Genomic DNA, 21,850 nt, shown 5'->3' on the forward strand with positions numbered 1-21,850 from the left:
GGCGCGTCAGGAGGTGAGGTCGGCGGCGATCTGGCCCCGGACGATGGTGGCGAGGTTCTTCGCCGCGCGAACCTGTGCATCGCGCGCCGCGCGCACCGTGGCGAAGCGCTGCGAGGACCGCTCATAGGGAACGCGGACGGAGTTCGTGCCGGAGGCGAGAACCTTGCCGGTGCCGTTCTGGGTGAGCTTCCAGGAAATCGTCGCCACGAGAACGGCCGAATCGGCGCGGCCATTGGCATAATCGACCGTGACGACCTCGACCGATTCGGCCACGGACGCTTCGAGCTTCGCGGTCTTCTGCGCATCCGGCTCGCCGCTGCCGTCGAGCTCGAAGACCAGCTCGTTGCGGAAATAATGGCCGATCAGGCCTTTGATCTCGGGGATTTCGATGCCGCGCAGCGCCGTCTTGACGCTGCCGCCCATCGTACTGGTGGTGTAGTCGGAATAGAGCGGCTGGAAACAGCCGCCGGCAAGGCCCGCGACCGTCGTCAGCACGGCCGCGAGCAGGAAGCGGCGGGAGAGAGCGGCTTCAGACGACGACATTCACGATTCTCCCGGGAACCACGATGATCTTGCGGGTCGCACGTCCCTCGAGGGCCCGCTGAACGGCCTCGCTGGCGCGCACGGCCGCTTCCACGGCCACTGTATCGGCATCGGCGGCCACGGTCACTTCCGCACGCTTCTTGCCGTTGATCTGGACCGGCAGGGTAAGCTGATTGTCCTTCAACAGCGCCGGATCGACCTCCGGCCAGGAAGCCTCGCCGGCAAGGCCCTGCAGGCCCAGCACATGCCAGCATTCCTCGGCCAGATGCGGCATCATCGGCGCCACAAGCTGGGTGATGATCGTGGCAGCCTCAAGGAGCGCGAAGGCGATATCGGCATCGAGATCGGGCTTCTCGGCCGCGCCGTCGAGCGCCTTACCGATCGCATTGGTCAGCGTGTAGATATGGGCGACGCAGCGGTTGAAGCCCAGGCGCTCGATATCGGCGCCGACCGCGTCGAGCGCGCGATGGCTCGCCTTGCGGAGCGCCAGGGCTGCTTCGCCGATCTGGGCAGGCTTGTCCGCCCTGCCGCCGGTGCGTTCCGCGATTTCCGCGACCATGCGCCAGAGACGCTGGACGAAGCGGGCGGCGCCCTGGACGCCCTCGTCCGTCCAGATCACGTCGCGATCCGGCGGCGAATCCGAGAGCATGAACCAGCGCGCGGTATCGGCGCCGTAGGAGGCGATGATGTCGTCGGGATCCACGACGTTCTTCTTGGACTTCGACATCTTCTCGATCGAGCCGATCTCGATCGGCGCGCCGGTGTCGACGTCGAAGCCGCGCCGGTCGATGCCGGAAACCTCGATGCGGACATTGCCCGGCTCGACCCAGTCACCGTTGGCGGCGCGATAGGTCTCGTGCACGACCATGCCTTGCGTGAACAGGCCGGCGAAGGGCTCGTCCAGGCCGGCGTGACCGGTCTTCTTCATCGCGCGGGTGAAGAAGCGCGAATAGAGCAGGTGCAGGATCGCGTGCTCGACGCCGCCGATATACTGGTCGACCGGCAGGAAGCGATCCACCGCCTTGCGGTCGGTCGGGCTCTCGGTGCGCCACGGATCGGTGAAGCGGGCAAAATACCAGGACGAATCGACGAAGGTGTCCATCGTGTCCGTCTCGCGGCGGGCATCCTTGCCGCATTGCGGACAGGCGACATGCTTCCAGCTCGGATGATGGTCGAGCGGGTTGCCGGGCTTCTCGAAGGAAACATCGTCCGGCAGCGTGACCGGTAGCTCGGCATCCGGAACCGGCACCGTTCCGCAGGCGGAACAGTGGATGACCGGGATCGGGCAGCCCCAATAGCGCTGGCGCGAGATGCCCCAGTCGCGCAGGCGGAAATTGACCTTGCGCTGGCCGACCGGACGGTTGCCGCGGGTTTCGCCTTCAAGCCGGCGAGCGATCTCTTCCTTGGCTTCCGCGATGGTCAGGCCGTCGAGGAAGCGGGAATTGATCATGCGGCCGTCACCGTCATAGGCGGTGTCGGTGATGACGAAGCTCGCGGGATCGGTGCCTTCGGGCGCGACCACCGGGATATTGCCCAGACCGTACTTGTTGACGAAGTCGAGGTCGCGCTGGTCATGCGCCGGGCAGCCGAAGATGGCGCCCGTGCCGTATTCCATCAGGACGAAGTTCGCGACATAGACCGGCAGCGTCCAGTTCGGATCGAGCGGATGGACGGCGCGCAGGCCGGTGTCGAAGCCGAGCTTCTCGGCCTTGTCGATCGCTTCCTGCGCCGTGCCGGTGCGCTTGCACTCGTCGATGAAGGCCTGCAGCGACGGGCTCTTCGCCGCGATCGACCTGGCGATCGGGTGATCGGGCGCGATGGCGACGAATTTGGCGCCGAACAGCGTGTCCGGGCGGGTCGTGTAGACTTCGACCTCGTCCTGCCCGGCCCCGTTCGATTCGAGAGCGAAACGAACCAGCAGACCTTCCGAGCGGCCGATCCAGTTCTTCTGCATCAGCCGGACCTTTTCGGGCCAGCGGCTCAGGCCGTCGAGCGCGTCGTTCAGTTCCTGGCCGTATTCGGTGATCTTGAAGAACCACTGGGTCAGTTCGCGGATCTCGACCAATGCGCCCGAGCGCCAGCCGCGGCCGTCGATGACCTGCTCGTTCGCCAGCACGGTCTCGTCGACCGGGTCCCAGTTGACCTTGGCCGTCTTGCGGTCGACCAGCCCGGCCTTCAGGAAGTCCAGGAACATCTTCTGCTGGTGGCGATAATAGCTGGGGTCGCAGGTCGCGAGCTCGCGGCTCCAGTCGAGCGACAGGCCCATCGACTTGAGCTGCTTGCGCATCGTCGCGATGTTCTCATAGGTCCACTCGCGCGGATGGACCTTCTTCTGCTTGGCGGCGTTCTCGGCCGGCAGGCCGAAAGCGTCCCAGCCCATCGGATGCAGCACCGAAAAGCCCTTGGCGCGCTTGTAGCGCGCGACCACGTCGCCCATCGCGTAGTTGCGGACATGGCCCATATGGATGCGGCCCGACGGATAGGGAAACATCTCGAGGACGTAGTAGCTCGGCCGCGTATCGTCGTTCTTCGTCTCGAAAAGCTTGCGCTCCTCCCAGACGGTGCGCCATTTCGGCTCGGACTCTTTCGGATTGTAGCGTTCGACGGCCATGTCAGCGGGCAATTCTTGCGGGTTTGCCGGCTCCCGGAGGCAGGCCGGCGCAGGGGCTGAATGCAAAAACCGGATGTCGGAATCTTGCAACCTGCTCTAGGACACCATTGCGCGCACGCGGTCAACGGCGCCCACGGCATGAGAGGCTGGCAGATGAGCGATACGGTTACGCGTTTGGCAGAAATTCGGGCGGCGATCGGCCGCGCCGAGCGCGATTTCGGGCGTGAAGTTGGCTCGGCCGCGCTGGTCGCGGTCTCCAAGACCAAGCCGGCCGAGCAGATCATCGAGGTGCTCGAAGCAGGCCAGCGCGTCTTCGGCGAAAACTATGTCCAGGAAGCCAAGGCGAAGTGGCCGGCGCTGAAGGAGCGCTTCTCGGACGCCGAATTGCACATGATCGGCCCGCTGCAGTCGAACAAGGCACGCGAGGCGGTCGAGCTCTTCGACGTCATCCAGTCGCTCGACCGCGAGAGCCTGGCGAAGGAGATCGCACGCGAGATCGCCCGGGTGGGCAAGACCCCGCGGCTCTTCGTCCAGGTCAATACCGGTGAGGAAGCGCAGAAGGGCGGCGTGCTACCGGCCGATACCGATGCCTTCATCGCCCGCTGCCGCGAGGTTCACGGCCTCGCGATCGAGGGATTGATGTGCATTCCACCGGCGGACGAGCCGCCCTCGCCGCATTTTGGGCTGCTCGCCAAGATCGCCGCCCGCAACGGGCTCAAGGGCTTGTCGATGGGCATGAGCGCCGATTACGAGGCGGCGATCCAGCTCGGCGCGACCTATGTGCGCGTCGGCAGCGCGATTTTCGGGGCGCGGGGCTAGGTCTTCATCGGCTCGCCGACATCGATGCGGTTGCCGTCCGGGTCTTCGAAGACGAAGGCCCGCAGGCCGTAATCCTTGTCGCGCAGGCCCTTGACGATGCGCAGGCCGCGCGCGCGGATCACGGCATGCACGGCGTCGATATCCTCGACCATCATATGCGCGACGTTGAAGGGCGCGGCCTTGTGCCCGGGCTGGAGCGTCAGGTGCAGTTCGGCGGCGTCGCGCTTCAGGATCATGAAGCCGACGGGATCGCCGTTCTCGAAGGTTTTCCGGAAGCCCAGGGCGCCAATGTAGAAGTCGCAGGCGCGGGCCATGTCGGCGACGGGCAGCATGGCGGCAATCCGCCCGAAGCGGAACGTGGAAACCGAATCAGTCATCGCAAATCTCTGGCTGGGATGGCGCCGCGTCGCGGGACGGTGCCCGGGAGCGCAGCTGCCTGATCCGAAGATATGATCGAGACGGTGCCCGCGTCTCTCCTAGCTCACCTCACCAGGATCCGGCAATGGCGCGCCAGCCGCGGCAGCAGCTTGGCGAAGACATGGCCCTCGACGGCGACGCAGCCGGCGGTCGGGGTGAAGCCGGCGCGGGCGAGATGCCAGAAGATCGCGCTGCCGCGTCCGCGCTGCACGGGCCGGTCGTTCCAGCCGAGCTCGACGATCACATCATAGAGATGATCCTCGCGCTGCAGGCGCTCCTCGGCTTCGCCGGGCGGGCGGTCGATCAGGCGGTTGTAACGGCGATCTTTCTGGTCGTCGCACCAGGCGTCGCGCGGTCCGATCCGCTTCAGCGGCAGGAGCGTGCGGGGGCGGGAAAGGCGGTCGGCCCGGTAGAAAACGCCGCGCAGCGGCAGATTTGTGCGCGGCGTGCGGCCATCGCCCTCGCGCTTCACGGTACCGATGCCGGAGCGGCCGAGCGCGCAGGGAAAGACCGCGCCGCCGGCAACGAGGAAGCCCTTGCGCCGGTCATGGACCGAGGCGAAGACGCGCAGCGAGGTCAGGTTGCGCGGTCCGCCATGCGGCGCGGCTGTATGGTTCGAACGGTTTCTCACGGGAATTCCAGGCGGCCTCACTTGCGATGACGACTCAGCAGGCTCATGTTGCCGCAACCCTTCCGTCCGAGCGATCCGTCCATGTCCGCCGTCCATCATATCCTGCTCGTTGATGACGACCAGACCCTGCGCGACACTTTGTCCGAGCAGCTGGCCCTCTACGAGGAGTTCCGGCTGTCGACCGCCGAGAACGCGACGGCGGCCATCAAGGCCGTGCAGGGCGAGCGCGTCGACCTTGCCGTGATGGATGTCGGCCTGCCCGACATGGATGGGCGCGAAGCCGTCAAGGTGATGCGCAAGAACGGCTTCAAGAGCCCCGTCGTGATGCTGACGGCACAGGGCTCGGATGCCGATACCGTGCTCGGGCTCGAGGCCGGCGCCAACGACTATGTGGTCAAGCCGTTCAAGTTCGCGGTGCTGCTGGCGCGCATCCGCGCGCATCTGCGCCAGCACGAGGCGAGCGAGGACGCCATTTTTCAGGTTGGCCCCTACACGTTTCACCCGGGATCGAAGCTGCTCGTCAGCGAGAAGGGCTCCAAGACCAAGCTGACCGAGAAGGAAACGGCGATCCTGCGCTTCCTCTACCGCGCCGGCCGCAAGCCGATCGCGCGAGAGGTTCTTCTGCAGGAAGTCTGGGGTTATAACAGCCAGGTGACGACCCATACGCTCGAAACCCATATCTACCGGTTGCGCCAGAAGATCGAACCGGATCCCGGCAATGCCCGGCTGCTGGTCACCGATGCCGGCGGTTACCGGCTGAATCCCTGACGAATGGCGCTCGACGAGGACATGGCCCTGCTGGCCCGGCAGCCGCTGCTGAGCCTGATGGACCGCGATGCGCTGAGACTGCTCGCCTTCGCGGCCGAAAGCCGCATTCTGCGTGCCGGCGACGTTTTGTTCCGCGCCGGCGAACCATCGGATGGCGCCGTGCTGGTGGTGTCCGGTGCCGTCGCGCTGACGATGCAGGACGATGGGAAGCCGGCGAGCGAGATTGTCGGGCCCGGAGCGTTGATCGGCGAACTTGCGCTTTTCACCTCCGTCCCACGACAGGTCACGGCGATCGCACGCGAGCCGACGCAGGTGATGCGGCTGCCGCGCAGCGTGATGCGCCGCGTGCTCGGCGAATCGCCGGATTCGGCCGAGGCGATCGCTGCTGCGATCGGGGATCGGCTGCGGGGCTTCGTCGGTGAGCTCTCCGCCGTCCAGGAAGCGCTGAGCGCGATCGATCGGAAGTAAGCTGTCCGCTCAGGACGATGGCGGATGCCGGGCAGCACGGATCGCGGCGAAGCGCGGCCAGAGGATGTTGATGCACAGCCCGGACATGACGAGCGCGGCTGCGGCGAACTTCCAGCCGGGCAGAGGCTCCCCGAGCCAGATCGCCGCGGCGCCCATGCCGAAGACCGGCACAAGCAAAGCCGTCGGCGCGACGGTTGCGGCGGCATAGCGCGAGAGTAGCCAGCCCCAGACCGCATAGCCGAACATGACATTGCCGACCGCCTGCCAGATCGCCGCGGCCCAGGCGACGGCGGGAGCATGGGTGAGACCGTCGCGGATCGCCGGCCAGCCCTCGATCATCAAGGACAGCGCGACCAGCGGCGGGATCGCGAACAGGCTGGTCCAGACGACATAGGCGAGCATGTCGACCTTGGGCGTGCTGCGCGCGACGATGTTGCCGGCTGCCCAGCAAACGGCCGCGCCGAGTACCAGGATGATGCCGAGCGGCGTGGTCGAGCCGTCGGTGTGCCAGAGGATGACGCCGATTCCGACACCGGCGAGAAGCAGGCCGGCGATCTGGAAGGGCTGCACGCGCTCATGCGTGATCGCGGCTGCCAGCAGGATCGTGAAGAAGGGCTGCGATTGCACCACCAGCGAAGCCAGGCCCGGCGCGATAGAACCCTTGATCGCGAAGAAGAGCAGGCCGAACTGGCCGGCGCCGATCAGCACGCCATAGGCGGCGAGCTTGCTCCAGGGCGCGTCCGGCCGCTTGAGGAAGAACACCGCCGGCAGCAGCGCGAAGGTGAAGCGCAAGGCGGCGAAGAGCAGCGGCGGGAAATGCTCGACGCCGATATGGATGACGACGAAATTCGTGCCCCAGACGACCATCACCGCCAGCGTGAGCAGCGCGTCGCGGAATGAGAGTGTCGTGGGGAGAGCTGGCTGCACGGGACTGGCTTCGCCTGACGGTTCGCGAAGGCCAGTAACATGCGGAACGACCCCGTCGTTAGGGCGGGCCGGCATGGCTGAGGGGCCCGCGCGACATGGAAAGCCGCGGTAGGAGCCCCTCAGAGTTCCAGCGTCACCGTGACCGGGACATGGTCGGAGGGGCGCTCCCAGCCGCGGGCCTCGCGCAGGAAGGTCAGGTCGCGCAGCGTCGGCTTCAGGGCGTCCGAGAGCCAGATATGATCGAGCCGGCGGCCTTTGTTCGTTGCCGACCAATCCTGCGCGCGGTAGCTCCACCAGGAATAGAGCTTTTCGGGCTCGGGGCGCAGCGTGCGCGCCGCGTCGGTCCAGCCGAGCTCGCTGCGCAACTTCTCCAGCGTCGTCGTCTCGATCGAGGTATGGCTGACCACGTCCAGGAGCTGCTTGTGGCTCCAGACATCGTGCTCATAGGGCGCGATGTTGAGGTCGCCGACGAGGATCGCGGGCCGGTCGGTCGGCTTCTTTGTCACGCCCCAGGTGCCGATCTCGTCGAGGAAGGCGAGCTTGTGGGCGAATTTGTCGTTCTTCGCGGGGTCGGGGATGTCGCCGCCGGCGGGGATGTAGAAGTTATGGATGGCGATGCCGGCGGCGGGGCCGGCCGCCTTGTCGAGCGTCACCGTCATGTGCCGGGCGTCGTTGCGGCCGCACATCGACATCGCCTCCTTCTCGCTGAAGGGCAATTTCGAGACGATGGCGACGCCGTTATAGCCCTTCTGGCCGATGAAGGCCTGGTGGACATAGCCGAACTGGTGGAAGGCCTTGGCCGGGAACTGCTCGTCCGGCGTCTTGGTCTCTTGCAGGCAGAGCACGTCGGGGGCGTAGGTGGCGAGGTACTCGCCGACCATGCCGATGCGCAGGCGGACGGAATTGATGTTCCAGCTGGTGACGGTGAGTTGCACGCGAGTATTCCGGCGGTGAGGAGGCCGGAAACTGGGTCGCCCGGGCCCAAAAGGCAAGCCGTTTTCAGCTTGCCTAGCGCCGTCAGAGCTTGCGCTGGTAGTCGATCACGAAATTCTGCGGATCGGGCCGGCGGCGGGTGTCGAGATTGTAAAGCGAGATCGACGTCTCGTAGCCCTGCGGGTCGACGACGACCCATTGCCTGAGCTCGTTGGCGACGAGGTCGAATTTCAGCGTGATCTTGGAGGTGCCGCCCAGCGTCGAACGGTCCTCCAGCCGGACCGTGAGCAGGTCGCCATCGACGCTGGCGCCCTTGAGCGTACCTTCGCGCGCCAGGTCCATCTTCTCGCGCACGAGGAACTTCAACGGCGTCTGGCCGATCGAGTAGATGTCCTGCGTCGCGAGGCGCTTGTCGCGGATGGCGACGGAGGTGCCGTCCGCGATCACCTCCGTGGTCGTCGGCGGCTCGTATTCGAAGCGCATCTTGCCGGGGCGCTGGATATAGATGCGCCCCTCCAGGCGCCGCCCGTTGGAGGCGTGCTGGATGAAGTTGCCCTGCAAGGTGGTGAAGCTGTTGAGATAGGCGTTCAGCCGCTCGACGGCCTCTTCCTGCGTCGCGGGAGGCGCTTGCCTGCCCTTGGCGGGCGCGGCTGCCGGCTTGGCCGCCTCGGCTGCGGGGGCCGCGGTTGCAGGCGCGTTCGATGCCACGGCCTGAACCGCAGGGGCTTCCGTCGCGGCGCCACGCGCCTGGCCGAGCCCCGGCGGCCGGGGTGGCGGTAGAACGAGGCGCGGTGCGGCTGGTTTCGTGGCCGCGGGCTTCGGCGGCTGAAGCTGAAGCGGCTGGGCCGCCAGCGGGGCAGCCGACAGCGCGCAGCCGACGATCGTCGTCAGCAGGACCGAAGCCCGAACGGTCGGGGTCAATCTGTCGAGCAAGGCTGCTCCATTCCTTGTGCCGCGGCCATCCCTGTCGAAAGCCTGAACGATCGCTGGTGCGGGAGTCGAGGCCGTTCCCGACCTCATCTGCCTATTCCAACGTCTGGTCTACTGCGGAGGTTGCAGCATCGTCATGGCAATTTGAGGACTGGTGCCGGTGCCTGCAAGGGCGGGCGGCCCTCGCAAGCCTCATTCGTCGTGCTGATTCTGGCTCTCGACGAGGATTTCGCGCTTTCCGGCGTGGTTAGCGGGTCCGACGATGCCCTCGTTCTCCATGCGCTCCATGATGGAGGCGGCGCGGTTGTAGCCGATCTGGAGGCGGCGCTGGATGTAGGAGGTCGAGGCCTTCTTGTCGCGCAGCACGACCGCCACAGCCTGCTCGTAGGGGTCGTCGCTCTCGACCGAGCCCATGCCGGTCTTGTCGAAGACGGCACCATCCTCGTCCTCGGCGCCCTCGTCCTCCTCGGAGGTGACGGCATCGAGATATTGCGGCCGGCCTTGGGTCTTGAGATGGGCCACGACCTTCTCGACCTCGCTGTCCGAGACGAAGGGGCCGTGGACACGGGTGATGCGCCCGCCGCCGGCCATGTAGAGCATGTCGCCCTGGCCGAGCAGCTGCTCGGCGCCCATTTCGCCCAGGATCGTGCGCGAGTCGATCTTGCTCGTGACCTGGAAGGAGATGCGGGTCGGGAAGTTCGCCTTGATCGTGCCGGTGATGACGTCGACCGAGGGGCGCTGGGTCGCGAGCACGACATGGATGCCGGCCGCACGTGCCATCTGGGCGAGGCGCTGGATCGTGCCCTCGATCTCCTTGCCGGCGACCATCATCAGGTCGGCCATCTCGTCGACGATGACGACGATATAGGGCAGAGGCTCGAGGTCCATGACCTCCTCCTCGTAGATCGCCTCGCCGGAATGCTTGTCGAAGCCGGTCTGGACGGTCCGCGTGATGACCTCTCCCGCCGCCTTGGCCTCGCCGACCCGGGCGTTGAAGCCGTCGATGTTGCGCACCGAGAGCTTCGACATCTTCTTGTAGCGCTCCTCCATCTCGCGCACCGCCCATTTCAGGGCGACGACCGCCTTCTTGGGATCGGTGACGACCGGGGTGAGCAGATGCGGGATGCCGTCATAGACGGAGAGTTCGAGCATCTTGGGATCGACCATGATCAGGCGGCACTCTTCCGGCTTCAGCCGGTAGAGGATCGAGAGGATCATGGTGTTGATGGCGACCGACTTGCCCGAGCCTGTGGTGCCGGCGACGAGCAGATGCGGCATGCGGGCGAGATCGGCGATCACCGGCTCGCCGCCGATGGTCTTGCCGAGGCACAGCGCGAGCTTGTGCTTGGTCGCCTCGAAATCCTGGCTGGCGAGGAGCTCGCGCAGGAAGACGGTCTCGCGGCGGGTGTTGGGCAGTTCGATGCCGATCGCGTTCTTGCCCTGAACCACCGCGACGCGCGCCGATACCGCGCTCATCGAACGCGCGATGTCGTCGGCGAGAGAGATCACGCGGGAGGATTTCGTGCCCGGCGCAGGCTCAAGCTCGTAGAGCGTCACGACCGGACCGGGGCGCACCTGCGAGATTTCGCCGCGCACGCCGAAATCCTCGAGCACGCCTTCGAGCAGCGTGGCGTTCTGCTCCAGCGCATCGGTCGAGACCGCGTTCGCAGCGACCTTCTTGGGCTCGGCCAGATAGGTCAGCGGCGGCAATTCGAACGAGTCGCGGTCGAGCAGGGAGGGCTGGGCCTCGCGCTGCATGCGCTTGCCGGGCTTCGGCGCGGCGCGCGGCATCGCCACGCGCGGAGCGTTGAGATCGCGCAGATCCTGCGGCTCGTCGTCGAGATCGAAAGGCGCGTCGTCATCGTCGGTCGCCCGGCCGGGCGTGGTAGGGCGGGCACCGGGCAGCGGCTCGGGATCGAAATCGGGCAGGCCGCGGCGCCCGGCCGGCGCCTCGCCGAATTGCGGCTCGCGGCGAACGCGGCCGTTGTCACGGGTCGGAACCAGGCCGGTATCGACGGCCGGCTCGGGGGGCTGCGGCAGGCGGCGCAGGATCGCGGCCCGCAGCGCCATCGCGCCATGGGCGAGCCAGCCGATCAGGATGACGGCGATGCCGGGCTCGTCATCGCGGCGCTCGTCGCTGTCGGACCAGTTGTCCTCGGCCTCGTCGCTGTCGAGAACCGGGTCCTCGTCGGTGACGAAGCCGAAGCCGGCGGCGGCGGTGACGGCGAGAATGGCGATGCCGGCATAGAGGAAGCCGACGAGGCTGCCGACGGCTCCGCCGGCGATGCCCGCGATATTGCGCGTGCCGAAGAGGAGACCGTCGCCGATCACGCCGCCCATGCCGGTGGGCAGCGGCCAGCGCGGGGTCGCGGGCAGGGCGCTAGCGACGGCGGCAGTCGCAGCGACGCCGACGACCCAGAGGCCGAGCTTCAATGCGCCACGATCGAAGATGTGGAAGCGGACGAGCCGGAGCGCCCAGATCACCGGCGGAAACAGCAGGGCGATGACGCCGAGGCCGATGAGCTGCATCAGGAGATCGGCGACCATGGCGCCGGGGCGGCCGAGCCAGTTGCGGATCGCGCCGCTGGTGGCGTTGTTGAGACTGGGGTCGTCGACCGACCAGCTCGCCAGCGCCGTGGAGATGGCGATCATCAGGGCGAGAACGCCCATTCCGGTCAGCTCCGAGGCGCGGCGCGACAGGAACTCGCGCACCGGGTCAGGCAGGCGGTCCATGAGCGATTGGGAGCGGCGGATCGTGCGCATGCGGTTTCGGGTCTTGTCCGGACTGTCGGGCCGCACCATTCGGCCATCAGCGGAAGGTTAGGAAGCCGAGGTTAAGACCCGCTTAACCTTGAACCGCGCTCGCCGGTTCCTGCCGCCGATTGTCGGGAGCGGATGGAACGGATCGCGGTGCCCTGCCTTTGGATCCGAGACGGACAGGAGGTGTTCCATGACCGCATCGAAGACTGTTGAAGCCCGGATCGCCCGGATCTGGCGCGGACGTACGACGCGCGCGAAGGCCGATGCCTACGCGGTCTATCTGAGGAGCGAGGGCGTGGCGCCCTTGCTGGAAAAGGCACTGGGCGCGCAGATGTTCCGGGAGGATCGCGAGACCGAGAGCGAATTCGTCACGATCTCCTATTGGGAGAGCATCGAGGCGATGTCGCGCTTCGCCGGCCCTGATCCACGCCGCATTCATCACCTGGCGCGTGACGCCGAATTCCTGATCGAGCTGCCCGACGGCGTACAGGTCCTCGAGATCGTCGTGAACGAGCCGGGTTGACGCCAAGAAAAACCCCGGCGGTTGCCCGCCGGGGTCGAGGTACCGCCGAAGCGGTGGGAGGATCACATGTTGTAGGCGCGCTCGCCATGCTCGGCGATGTCGAGGCCCTCGCGTTCCTGGTCCGAGGTGACGCGCAGGCCGACCACCGCATCGATGATCTTGAACAGGACGAAGGAGCCGACGCCGCACCAGATGACGGCGACGGCGACGGCGACGAACTGCTTCCAGACCTGGGCGCCCATCGCGTAATCGGCGACGCCGACGCCACCCAGCGCCGGGGCGACGAAGATGCCGGTGCCGATCGAGCCGATGACGCCGCCGACGCCGTGGACGCCGAAGACATCGAGCGAATCATCGTAGCCGAGCGCGTTCTTCACCGTGGTGCAGAAGAAGAAGCAGACCACGCCTGCGATCGCGCCGAGCACGATCGCGCCCATCGGGCCGACCAGGCCGGCAGCCGGGGTGACCGCGACCAGGCCGGCGACGATCCCGGAGAGCATGCCGAGCAGCGAGGGCTTGCCCTTGACGATCCATTCGATGAAGAGCCAGCCCAGCGCCGCTGCGGCGGTCGCCGTGAAGGTGTTGATCATGGCGAGCGCCGCGCCGGCGGTGGCCTCGAGGTTCGAGCCGGCATTGAAGCCGAACCAGCCGACCCAGAGAACGGCGGTGCCGATGAAGGTCATCGTCAGCGAGTGCGGCGACATCAGTTCCTTGCCGTAGCCGATGCGCTTGCCGATCACCAGCGCACCGACGAGCGCGGCGATGCCGGCATTGATGTGGACGACCGTGCCGCCGGCGAAGTCGAGCGCGCCAAGGGTGAAGAGATACCCTTCCGAGAACCAGACCATGTGCGCCATCGGGAAATAGACGAAGGTCGCCCACAGCACGACGAAGAGCAGCAGCGCCGAGAACTTCATGCGCTCGACGAAGCCGCCGACGATCAGCGCGGGCGTGATCATGGCGAAGGTCATCTGGAAGCAGATGAAGACATATTCGGGGATCACCACGCCCTTGGTGAAGGTGTCCGAGGTCGTCTCGCTGGTGACGCCGGCCAGGAAGGCCTTGGAGAAGGAGCCGATGAAGCTGGTCAGCGAGCCGCCGCCGGTGAAGGCGAGGCTGTAGCCATAGACGACCCAGACGATGCACATCACGGCGGCGGTGGCCGTGACCTGGCTCATCACCGAGAGCATGTTCTTCGAGCGGGCGAGGCCGCCATAGAACAGCGCCAGGCCGGGCAGCGTCATGAACAGCACGAGCAGCGTCGAGACCAGCATCCAGGCGGTGTCGCCCTTGTTGGGAACGGCAGCGGCAGCCGGCGCCTGTGCCAGCGCGGCGCTGACCGAGAGTGCGGCGAGAGCGAGGCCGGCCGATCCGGCCCGCAGCGAGGTCCTGAGAATCATCGTCGAAAACTCCTTGAGGGGGCGGGGCTCAGAGCGCGTCGGCATCGGTCTCTCCGGTGCGGATGCGCACGGCCTTCTCGATCGAGGAGACGAAGATCTTGCCGTCACCGATCTGGCCGGTGCGGGCCGCGGTGGTGATCGTCTCGATCACTCGGTCGACGAGATCGTCGGAGACGGCGACCTCGATCTTGATCTTCGGCAGGAAGCTCACCGCGTATTCGGCGCCGCGGTAGATTTCGGTGTGACCCTTCTGGCGGCCGTAGCCCTTCACCTCGGTCACGGTCAGGCCGTGAACGCCGACGGCGGTGAGCCCGTCGCGCACCTCCTCCAGCTTGAACGGCTTGATGATCGCCATCACGATTTTCATGTGCTGGGCTTCCCGTTTGCGCCGCCCGGTCGTCAGCCCCGGCGATCTCGTTGCACCTCTCGCGCCTGCGGGACCGCAGTTGCGTCGCAACATGCAATTCAAGGGACGTGCCAACGCGCTCCAGGAGCGGCAAAGCCGCATCCAGAGGCGAAATCATGCAGGAGAAGCGGGAAGAACCGTCGAGTTTGCCTAATAATAAGGCAATCGTCTGGTTTCTGCGCAGCTGCCTGAAATCGGGTCAGCCGAGATCAGGCCGGGGTCGGACGAGGCCTTCCTGCGCCACCGACGCCACCAGGCGGCCCTGCCGATCGAAGATGAGACCGCGCGAGAAGCCGCGCGCGCCGGCGGTCGAGGGGCTGTCCTGCGAATAGAGCAGCCAGTCGTCGGCCCGGAACGGGCGATGGAACCACAGGGCGTGGTCGAGACTCGCAGCCTGGATCTTCTGGTCGAAGACCGTCGCGCCATGGGCGATCAGGCTGGAATCGAGCAGGAGCAGGTCGGAGGCGTAGGCGAGCACGCTCTGGTGGAAGGCCGGCTCGTCGGGCAGTGGCTCGATCGCCCGGATCCAGACGTTGAACTTCGGTTCCAGGTTGGCGCTGCCGCGATAGCGTTCGAGCTCGACCGGGCGGATCTCGATCGGCCGCTTGCGCTGGTAGAAGGTCTGGAGCGGATTGGGCTTCGGCGAATTGAACAGTTTCGCCATTTCCTCGCGATCCGGCAGCTCTTCCGGCATCGGCACCTTCGGCATCGGCATCTGGTGCTCGTAGCCGGGCTCATCGACATGGAAGGAGGCCGACATCGCAAAGATCGCCTCGCCCTTCTGGATGGCGAGCACGCGCCGCGTGGTGAAGGAGCGGCCGTCGCGCAGGCGGTCGACCTCGTAGACGATCGGCACTTCGGGGTCGCCCGCCAGCAGGAAATAGGCATGCAGCGAATGCGGCTGCCGACCCTCGACGGTCTTGCAGGCGGCATAGAGCGATTGTGCGATCACCTGCCCGCCGAAGACGCGCGGCCACGTCGATTTCGGGCTGCGACCGCGGAACAGGTTGCGCTCGAGCGGTTCGAGGTCGAGAATCGCCGTCAGGGAGGCGCTGATCTGGGACATGGTCGGCGGCATCGCGGTCAGGTTGACGGAGCGGCCGGCGGCCCGCACAGGGACAGCCGGTTTCGCCTGGCATCAGCACCGAGGCATCCCGTGGCGTCAAGTCGACGCGGAGAGAAGGACGGCATGGCTATCGAACAGGGCAACAGCGCCATGCGCATCGTCATCGCGGGCGGCGGCATCGCCGGGCTGGCGCTGGCTCTGGCGCTGAAGCAGGGGCTGGGCGAGGATTTCGCGGTGATCCTGGCCGATCCGGCGCTGGCGGCTGCACCGCGCGCCGATAACCGCGCCTATGCGGTCGCGGCCGGCGGGCGGGCGATGCTGGAGACGCTCGGCATCTGGGAGACGATCGCCCATACCGCCCAGCCGATGCTGGAGATGATCGTCTCGGACAGCCGGACCGAGGACGCCGTCCGGCCGGTCTTCCTCACCTTCGACGGCGAGGTCGAGCCCGGCCAACCCTTTGCCCATATGGTCGAGAATGCAGCGCTGGTCGCGGCCTTGAAAGCAGCTTGCGAGGAGGCCGGTGTCGAGCTCCGCAGCGCTGGCGTGCGCCGCTTCACCGCCGACGATACGGCGGTCGGGCTGGTTTTCAGCGACGGAACGCGCTGCGAGGCTACCTTGCTGGTCGCGGCTGATGGCGCGCGCTCGAAACTGCGCGAGCAGGCTGGCATCGGCTGGGTCGGCTGGGACTATGGCCAGTCCGGCATTGTCGCGACGATCGGCCACGAGCGGCCTCATCAGGGACGGGCCGTCGAGCATTTCCTGCCGTCGGGGCCTTTCGCGATCCTGCCGCTGGCCGATGGCGGCAGGCTCGGGCATCGCTCCTCGATCGTCTGGACCGAGCGGAAGGAGAATGTCGGACCGCTGCTTTCGCTCGACACCCAGGACATGCTGGCCGAGATCGAGCGGCGTTTCGGGCTTGAACTCGGCGAGATCGCCCTTGAAAGCGCGGTGAGCGCACATCCACTCGGCTTCGGCGTGGCCCGGCGTTTCGTCGGCGAGCGGCTGGCCCTGCTGGGCGATGCCGCGCATCTGATCCACCCGATCGCCGGACAGGGGCTCAATCTGGGCCTGAAGGACGTCGCGGCTTTGGCCGAGGCCATCGTCGACGCGGCCCGGCTGGGTCTCGACCCCGGCTCGGCCGACGTGCTGGAAGATTACGAGAAGGCGCGCCGCTTCGACACCGTAGCGATGGGCGCGGTGACCGACGGGTTGAACCGTCTGTTCTCGAACGATGCGACGCCGGTCAGGCTGGCACGCGATCTCGGACTTGGGATCGTCGACCGGATGCCGGGGCTAAAGCGCTTCTTCATCCGCGAGGCTGCGGGCGTTGCCGGCGCGACGCCGCGGCTGCTGCGGGGCGAGGCGCTTTGACCGTTATGTGCTGCCGGGGAACGGCATGAGCCTCAATCTTCCAGCTGGCGTGCTTCTTCCGGCAGCATGATCGGGATGCCGTCGCGGATCGGATAGGCCAGCTTGGCAGGGCGGCTGATCAGCTCCTGCTTGGCGGCATCATATTCCAGCGTCGCCTTGGTCAGCGGGCAGACCAGGATTTCAAGCAGCTTCGGGTCGATGCGGGTGGTCGTGTCGGCTTCGCCGGTCATCGGTCTTTCCGTTCAAAAAGGGCATCGGACCGAAAAGCGGATGCCGCCTTCCGGTCCGATGTCATGACACTCGGCCTAGATCGCTTCGCGCGTAGCGCACTCGACAATCTAATGCTTGCGCGGCAGGTCGGCCAGCATGCCGGCTGCCACCATCAGTTTCGGCAAGGTGAGACCGGAGCTGGTGATCGCGTTGATCGTGGTGCGGGTGCGTTCCGCATCCTCGCCGCGCTCCGCCAGCCAGCTTTCCAGCGTGCCCTGGCCCTTGGCCGAGGCCGAAACCTCCTGCGTCAGGCTGGAATGGGCGTCGTCCAGCGTCTCGATCGCCCGTTCGCGAGCAAGGCGCTCATAGTCGTCCGTCGCCGGCACGGCGGCCGCCGCCGCCTTGAGACTCGACAGGCCGAATTGCGCATCGATGCCGAAATGGATGCGGGCGACCTCGCCGATCCTGCGCTTGCTGCGCTCGGCGATATCGACGATGTCGGTCGCCTCGGCCAGCGCCGGTAGGCTGGCAACGCGAGCGGCCAGCGCTTCCGGCACCCCTTCCGAGGAGAGCACGGCGATGCGCGCGAGCCTTGCCTGCGAAGCGGCCTCCGGCAGCAGGCTGCCGAGTTCCTCCGACAGTTCCCTCACGCCCTTGGCGTAATGCGCGATGGTCTGCTCGATCGTGCCGGGCTTGGCGACGCCGCGCCGCAGGAACCAGCCCATCCGGTTGGTGACGAGTTCCTGCGCGGCGCCGTAGAGGCCGAGCTGGGTCTTGCCCGGGATCTTCGCGTCGAGCGCATCGATCTCGCCGTTGAGCGCGATGAGATCGAAGGAATCGCGCGCGATCGCGTAGGCCGCGGCGATGGCCGGCGCGTCCGAGCGGGTCAGTGCTGCCAGCACCGGCACAAGCGCCGGGCCGCCACGGTTGACGATGGCGTTGGCGAGCTGCGTCGCCACGATCTCGCGGCGCAGCTTGTGGCTGGCGATCGCATCCGGATAGGCCTCGCGCAGCGCCTTCGGGAAATAGCGCACGAGTTCGGTCGCGAGATAGGGATCGTCCGGCACCGAGGATTCGAGCAGCGCGTCGTGCACTGAAAGCTTGGCATAGGCGAGCAGCACCGCGAGCTCCGGCCGGGTCAGGCCTTCGCTGCGCTTCTCGCGCTCGGCGAGCTGGGCATCGCTCGGCAGGTACTCGACCGCGCGGTCGAGCCGGCCATCCTTCTCCAGCGTCTGCATCAGGAAGCGCAGGCCCGGCGTTGCGGCCGATCCTTGCGCCTCCGTCAGCGAAAGCGCCAGCGTCTGCAGGTAGTTGTTGCGCAGGACGAGGTCGCCGACCTCGTCGGTCATCGCGGCCAGCAATTCGTTGCGCTTGTCTTCCTTCAGGCGGCCGTCCTTCACCGGGCCGGCGAGCGCGATCTTGATGTTGACCTCGACGTCGGAGGTGTTGACGCCGGCGGAGTTGTCGATCGCGTCGGTGTTGATCCTGATGCCCTTGCGGGCCGCCTCGATGCGGCCACGCTGGGTGACGCCGAGATTGGCGCCCTCGCCGACGACCCGCGTCCTGAGATCGTTGCCGGTGATGCGGATCGGATCATTGGCGCGGTCGCCGACCTGGGCGTCGGTCTCGTCGGAGGCGCGGATATAGGTGCCGATGCCACCGAACCAGAGCAGGTCGACGCGGCTCTTAAGGATCGCCGTCATCAGCTCGGGCGGCGAAACCTCCTTCTTGTCGAGATCGAGCAGCGCCCGAACTTCCGGGGAAAGCGGGATGCTCTTGGCCTGGCGCGAGAACACGCCGCCGCCCTTCGAGATCAGGCTCTTGTCGTAATCGGCCCAGGACGAGCGCGGCAGCTTGAACAGGCGCTGGCGCTCGGCCAGGGACTTCGCCGTGTCCGGGTCGGGATCGAGGAAGATGTCGCGGTGGTCGAAGGCCGCGACCAGCTTGATCGCCGGCGAGAGCAGCATGCCGTTGCCGAAGACGTCGCCCGACATGTCGCCGACGCCGGCGACGGTGAAGGGCGTGGTCTGGATGTCGATATCGACCTCGCGGAAATGGCGCTTCACCGCTTCCCAGCCGCCGCGAGCCGTGATGCCCATGCCCTTGTGATCGTAGCCCTGCGAGCCGCCGGAGGCGAAGGCGTCGCCGAGCCAGTGATGCTTCTCCAGCGAGATCGCGTTGGCGGTGTCGGAGAAGGTCGCGGTGCCCTTGTCGGCGGCGACGACGAGGTAAGGATCGTCGCCGTCATGGCGCACCGTATCCGGCGGCGGGACGATGGTCTCGCCGTCGAGATTGTCGGTGAGCTCGAGCAGGTTGCGGATGAAGATGCGGTAGCTCTCGGTGCCCTCGGCGAGCCAGGCGGCGCGGTCGGAGGCCGGCGGAAGCTGCTTCGGGAAGAAGCCGCCCTTGGCGCCGACCGGCACGATCACCGCGTTCTTGACCTGCTGCGCCTTGACCAGGCCGAGCACCTCGGTGCGGAAATCCTGCGGCCGGTCGGACCAGCGCAGGCCGCCGCGGGCGACCTTGCCGAAGCGCATATGGATGCCCTCGACGCGTGGCGAATAGACGAAGATCTCGTAGAGCGGGCGCGGCAGTGGCAGGCCGTCGACCCTGGCACAGTCGAACTTGAAGGTGATGGTCTGGCGCGGCTGGCCGTCGGGGCCGAGCTGGAAGAAGTTGGTGCGTAGCGCAGCATCGACCAGATTGACGAGGCGACGCAGGATGCGGTCGTCGTCGAGGCTGGTGACGGCGTCGAGCGCTTCCTCGATCTCGGCATGCTTCTGGGCCATGCGCTGCTCGCGCTCGCTCGCCGCGATGCGCGGGTCGAACTTCGCGGCGAAATAGGCGACGAGCCCCGAGGCGATGTCGGGATGGCTGGTCAGGGCGTCGGCGATATAGCCCTGGGCATAGGGCGCGCCGGCCTGGCGCAGATAGCGGCCGAAGGCGCGCAGCAGGGCCGCTTCCCGCCAGGCGAGGCCGGCGGCGAGCACGAGCTGGTCGAAGCGATCGGATTCGGCGAGGCCGCGGAACTGCGCCATCAGCGCCGCCTCGATGGTCGGATCGAGATGCTCGATATCGATCTCGCCGTCGTCGGCGCGCTCCAGCGTCATGTCGTGCAGCCAGATGCGGACAGTGTCGCCATTGCCTTGCGGCATGACGTTGTAGGTCCGCTCGTTGACGACGCGGAAGCCCATGTTCTCCAGCACTGGGACACGGGCGGAGAGCGAAATCGGCGCGCCGCGCGAGAACACCTTGAGATTGGCGCGCTTGGCGTCGTCGCCCTCGCGCCGGTAGAGATTGACGGCGCGGCTCCGCTCCGGCGTGAGCTGCTGGAGCATCTCGATATCGACGAGCGCGTCAGCCGCCGAGAAGCGCTCGCGATAGGCGGCGCCGAAGGCCGCGGCATAACGCTCGGCCAGCGCACGGGCGGCCGGGCCGGCTTTCTCCTGGTCGAGCACGTCCTTCAGCCCATCGCTCCAGGTGCGGACGATGGCGCTGATGCCGGATTCCAGCGTGGCGCGTTCGACGCGCGGGGTTTTGCCCTCGTCCCGGCCGATGATGTAGTGGGTGCGCGAGAGCGGCCCCTCGGGATAGGCGGGGTAGGCGGCGGAGAGGCGCCCACCATAGACCCGCGCCAGGAAATCGCCGACGCGCTGGCGCACGGTGGTGTCGTAGCGGTCCTTCGGGATGAAGACGAGGATCGAGACGAAGCGGTCGAACTCGTCGACACGGGCGAGCGCGCGGATGCGCGGCCGCTCGGTGAGCTGCAGGATGTCGAGGGCGAACTGCTCCAGCGTCGCCACGTCGATCTGGAAGAGCTCGTCGCGCGGATAGGCGTCGAGCACGTTCATCAGCGCCCGGCCGGAATAGCTCGCCGGGTCGAAGCCGATATTCTTGGCGACGCGCGCGACCTTCAGCCGCAGATAAGGAATGGCCCGGGCCGAGCCGGTATAGGCGTTCGAGGTCAGCAGGCCGACGATGCGCAACTCGCCGTCGAGCCTTCCATCCGGCGTGAACAGCTTGACGCCGACATAGTCGAGATGAACGCGGCGATGGACCAGGCTCTTGACGTTGGCCTTGGTGATGATGAGCGCCTGGGGCTTGGCCAGGAAAGAGCGCAGCTCGGGTGTCACCGTTACCAGTTCGCGGCCCTTGCGCAGAACCTTGACCGTCGGGTCGCGGAGGATGCCGAGGCCCGAGCCCTCGATCGGGTCTGCGGCGACGTCGCCGCCGGGGAAGCGATAGGCGCGGATGCCGAGCAGGGTGAAATTGTCGCCGGCGATCCATTCGAGGAATTGCAGCGCCTCGTTGATCTCGTCCTCCGGCAGCGGCGGCGGATTGGCGCGGTAGGCCTGGATCACCTCGGTGATGCGGCCGCGCATCGCGGCCCAGTCGTCGACCGCCAGCGCGACATCGGCATAGACGCGCTCGAGCCCGATGCGCAGCTTTTCGCGCGCCTCCGGCGTGTCGATGCGTGGGACGTGGATATGGAGCAGGCTCTCCCGGCGCGTGCCTTCGGGCGCGCGGCCGGCGGCTTCGCCGGCGAGCGAGGCGAACTTGCCCTTGGCGTCGCGGGCGACCGCGAGGATCGGATGGGCAACGAGGCGCGGCTCGTGGCCCTGCTCCTGCAGTTCGGCCAGCGTCGAATCGAGCAGGAACGGCTTGTTGTCGTTGACGACCTCGAGAACGGTGAGCTGGTTCCTGCGCTCGCCCTCGCCGAATTCCTCGTCACGGAAACGCAGGTTGATCGTCTCGGGCTTGCGCGGCTGGGCGAGGTGCTCGAAGGCCGCGGCCGCGGTGTGAGCCAGCATTTCGGCCGGCAGGGCCTCGAGATCCTCGGCGACGGAACGGCCAAAGAGCAGGCGGGGGAACTCGGCGGGCATCGAACTCTTCAGTCCGGTGGCTGCGGCCTCGATCGCTGCGATTGCACTCGCAGTCGCGTTCGTCACCCGTTTGCCCATATCCCAACCCCAGTTGTTTTGCCGCAGCGATGACATAGGCTGCGGAGCCTTTCAACTTGCCGTGCCTGAAAAAGCGGCAAACTGACGCTCCCCCGACTCGACA

General features: G+C 66.9%; 18 protein-coding genes. 5 read left to right on the top strand and 13 right to left on the bottom strand.

Going from position 1 to position 21,850, the window contains the following annotated elements; genetic code table 11:
- Positions 1 to 6 precede the first annotated feature (6 nt).
- A complete protein-coding gene (locus AC1RLU_RS26085) occupies positions 7 to 543 on the bottom strand; it encodes a hypothetical protein (RefSeq protein WP_492798962.1) in 537 nt (178 codons plus the stop codon).
- Entirely contained in the window at positions 530 to 3,154 is a 2,625-nt protein-coding gene (leuS, locus tag AC1RLU_RS26090; protein ID WP_492798963.1) for a leucine--tRNA ligase, read from the bottom strand. Before leuS ends, AC1RLU_RS26085 begins: the two co-directional genes overlap by 14 nt.
- A 153-nt stretch (positions 3,155 to 3,307) precedes the next feature.
- On the opposite strand from leuS, the gene AC1RLU_RS26095 reads away from it, so the two are divergent.
- Positions 3,308 to 3,973 (top strand): YggS family pyridoxal phosphate-dependent enzyme, encoded by a 666-nt coding sequence (locus AC1RLU_RS26095; RefSeq protein ID WP_492798964.1) that lies wholly within the window; start codon positions 3,308 to 3,310, stop codon positions 3,971 to 3,973.
- Here the strand turns inward: AC1RLU_RS26095 and AC1RLU_RS26100 are convergent.
- Together AC1RLU_RS26100 and AC1RLU_RS26105 are read right to left on the bottom strand one after the other, a co-directional pair.
- Positions 3,970 to 4,350 (bottom strand): glyoxalase superfamily protein, encoded by a 381-nt coding sequence (locus AC1RLU_RS26100; RefSeq protein ID WP_492798965.1) that lies wholly within the window; start codon positions 4,348 to 4,350, stop codon positions 3,970 to 3,972. The genes AC1RLU_RS26095 and AC1RLU_RS26100 overlap by 4 nt on opposite strands.
- Before the next feature lie 104 nt (positions 4,351 to 4,454).
- Positions 4,455 to 5,021, bottom strand: coding sequence for a L,D-transpeptidase family protein (locus tag AC1RLU_RS26105; protein WP_061966679.1), 567 nt, complete (start codon positions 5,019 to 5,021; stop codon positions 4,455 to 4,457).
- Between the two features lie 81 nt (positions 5,022 to 5,102).
- Here AC1RLU_RS26105 and AC1RLU_RS26110 point away from each other — a divergent pair, with 81 nt between their 5' ends.
- Together AC1RLU_RS26110 and AC1RLU_RS26115 are read left to right on the top strand one after the other, a co-directional pair.
- Positions 5,103 to 5,789, top strand: coding sequence for a response regulator transcription factor (locus AC1RLU_RS26110; protein WP_061966680.1), 687 nt, complete (start codon positions 5,103 to 5,105; stop codon positions 5,787 to 5,789).
- Between the two features lie 3 nt (positions 5,790 to 5,792).
- Positions 5,793 to 6,257 carry a cyclic nucleotide-binding domain-containing protein gene (locus AC1RLU_RS26115; RefSeq protein ID WP_061966681.1) on the top strand — a complete coding sequence of 155 codons (465 nt, stop codon included), beginning with the start codon at positions 5,793 to 5,795 and terminating at the stop codon, positions 6,255 to 6,257.
- A gap of 9 nt (positions 6,258 to 6,266) precedes the next feature.
- On the opposite strand, the gene AC1RLU_RS26120 is transcribed toward AC1RLU_RS26115, so the two are convergent.
- The 4 genes from AC1RLU_RS26120 to AC1RLU_RS26135 all read right to left on the bottom strand — a co-directional run bounded on the left by AC1RLU_RS26120 (position 6,267) and on the right by AC1RLU_RS26135 (position 11,810).
- Positions 6,267 to 7,184: an EamA family transporter gene (locus AC1RLU_RS26120; RefSeq protein WP_244492781.1), complete on the bottom strand. Its 918-nt coding sequence runs from the start codon at positions 7,182 to 7,184 to the stop codon at positions 6,267 to 6,269.
- 119 nt (positions 7,185 to 7,303) lie between these two features.
- Positions 7,304 to 8,119, bottom strand: coding sequence for an exodeoxyribonuclease III (xth, locus tag AC1RLU_RS26125; protein WP_492798966.1), 816 nt, complete (start codon positions 8,117 to 8,119; stop codon positions 7,304 to 7,306).
- An 82-nt stretch (positions 8,120 to 8,201) separates the two neighbouring features.
- Complete coding sequence (locus AC1RLU_RS26130) at positions 8,202 to 9,050, bottom strand: LolA family protein (protein ID WP_492798967.1); 849 nt, start codon at positions 9,048 to 9,050, stop codon at positions 8,202 to 8,204.
- 189 nt (positions 9,051 to 9,239) lie between these two features.
- Positions 9,240 to 11,810 carry a DNA translocase FtsK gene (locus tag AC1RLU_RS26135; RefSeq protein WP_492798968.1) on the bottom strand — a complete coding sequence of 857 codons (2,571 nt, stop codon included), beginning with the start codon at positions 11,808 to 11,810 and terminating at the stop codon, positions 9,240 to 9,242.
- 187 nt (positions 11,811 to 11,997) lie between these two features.
- Here AC1RLU_RS26135 and AC1RLU_RS26140 point away from each other — a divergent pair, with 187 nt between their 5' ends.
- The gene (locus AC1RLU_RS26140) at positions 11,998 to 12,330 is read left to right on the top strand and encodes an antibiotic biosynthesis monooxygenase family protein (protein ID WP_492798969.1); all 333 of its coding nucleotides are present in this window, start codon (positions 11,998 to 12,000) and stop codon (positions 12,328 to 12,330) included.
- 62 nt (positions 12,331 to 12,392) lie between these two features.
- Here the strand turns inward: AC1RLU_RS26140 and AC1RLU_RS26145 are convergent, their stop codons facing one another.
- The 3 genes from AC1RLU_RS26145 to tesB all read right to left on the bottom strand — a co-directional run bounded on the left by AC1RLU_RS26145 (position 12,393) and on the right by tesB (position 15,202).
- Positions 12,393 to 13,730 (bottom strand): ammonium transporter, encoded by a 1,338-nt coding sequence (locus AC1RLU_RS26145; RefSeq protein WP_492799005.1) that lies wholly within the window; start codon positions 13,728 to 13,730, stop codon positions 12,393 to 12,395.
- Between the two features lie 28 nt (positions 13,731 to 13,758).
- Positions 13,759 to 14,097 (bottom strand): P-II family nitrogen regulator, encoded by a 339-nt coding sequence (locus AC1RLU_RS26150; protein ID WP_061966489.1) that lies wholly within the window; start codon positions 14,095 to 14,097, stop codon positions 13,759 to 13,761.
- Positions 14,098 to 14,335: 238 nt separating this feature from the next.
- Positions 14,336 to 15,202, bottom strand: coding sequence for an acyl-CoA thioesterase II (gene tesB, locus AC1RLU_RS26155; protein WP_492798970.1), 867 nt, complete (start codon positions 15,200 to 15,202; stop codon positions 14,336 to 14,338).
- 123 nt (positions 15,203 to 15,325) lie between these two features.
- Here tesB and AC1RLU_RS26160 point away from each other — a divergent pair, with 123 nt between their 5' ends.
- Complete coding sequence (locus tag AC1RLU_RS26160) at positions 15,326 to 16,576, top strand: ubiquinone biosynthesis hydroxylase (protein ID WP_492798971.1); 1,251 nt, start codon at positions 15,326 to 15,328, stop codon at positions 16,574 to 16,576.
- 32 nt (positions 16,577 to 16,608) lie between these two features.
- Here the strand turns inward: AC1RLU_RS26160 and AC1RLU_RS26165 are convergent, their stop codons facing one another.
- Both AC1RLU_RS26165 and AC1RLU_RS26170 read right to left on the bottom strand, forming a co-directional pair.
- Positions 16,609 to 16,806, bottom strand: coding sequence for a Trm112 family protein (locus tag AC1RLU_RS26165; protein ID WP_061966490.1), 198 nt, complete (start codon positions 16,804 to 16,806; stop codon positions 16,609 to 16,611).
- Between the two features lie 108 nt (positions 16,807 to 16,914).
- Positions 16,915 to 21,747, bottom strand: a complete 4,833-nt coding sequence (locus AC1RLU_RS26170; protein WP_492798972.1) for an NAD-glutamate dehydrogenase — start codon at positions 21,745 to 21,747, stop codon at positions 16,915 to 16,917.
- Positions 21,748 to 21,850: the final 103 nt, after the last annotated feature.

The sequence above is a fragment of the Allobosea sp. GW822-FHT05A11 genome (assembly GCF_058800455.1).

Coding starts and splice junctions, on each gene's coding strand:
- AC1RLU_RS26165 (WP_061966490.1), bottom strand. CDS start 16,806: ATGACCGGCGAAGCCGACACGACCACCCGCATCGACCCGAAGCTGCTT.
- AC1RLU_RS26095 (WP_492798964.1), top strand. CDS start 3,308: ATGAGCGATACGGTTACGCGTTTGGCAGAAATTCGGGCGGCGATCGGC.
- AC1RLU_RS26115 (WP_061966681.1), top strand. CDS start 5,793: ATGGCGCTCGACGAGGACATGGCCCTGCTGGCCCGGCAGCCGCTGCTG.
- AC1RLU_RS26150 (WP_061966489.1), bottom strand. CDS start 14,097: ATGAAAATCGTGATGGCGATCATCAAGCCGTTCAAGCTGGAGGAGGTG.
- leuS (WP_492798963.1), bottom strand. CDS start 3,154: ATGGCCGTCGAACGCTACAATCCGAAAGAGTCCGAGCCGAAATGGCGC.
- AC1RLU_RS26160 (WP_492798971.1), top strand. CDS start 15,326: ATGGCTATCGAACAGGGCAACAGCGCCATGCGCATCGTCATCGCGGGC.
- AC1RLU_RS26085 (WP_492798962.1), bottom strand. CDS start 543: ATGTCGTCGTCTGAAGCCGCTCTCTCCCGCCGCTTCCTGCTCGCGGCC.
- AC1RLU_RS26145 (WP_492799005.1), bottom strand. CDS start 13,730: ATGATTCTCAGGACCTCGCTGCGGGCCGGATCGGCCGGCCTCGCTCTC.
- AC1RLU_RS26170 (WP_492798972.1), bottom strand. CDS start 21,747: ATGGGCAAACGGGTGACGAACGCGACTGCGAGTGCAATCGCAGCGATC.
- AC1RLU_RS26140 (WP_492798969.1), top strand. CDS start 11,998: ATGACCGCATCGAAGACTGTTGAAGCCCGGATCGCCCGGATCTGGCGC.
- tesB (WP_492798970.1), bottom strand. CDS start 15,202: ATGTCCCAGATCAGCGCCTCCCTGACGGCGATTCTCGACCTCGAACCG.
- AC1RLU_RS26135 (WP_492798968.1), bottom strand. CDS start 11,810: ATGCGCACGATCCGCCGCTCCCAATCGCTCATGGACCGCCTGCCTGAC.
- AC1RLU_RS26110 (WP_061966680.1), top strand. CDS start 5,103: ATGTCCGCCGTCCATCATATCCTGCTCGTTGATGACGACCAGACCCTG.
- AC1RLU_RS26100 (WP_492798965.1), bottom strand. CDS start 4,350: ATGACTGATTCGGTTTCCACGTTCCGCTTCGGGCGGATTGCCGCCATG.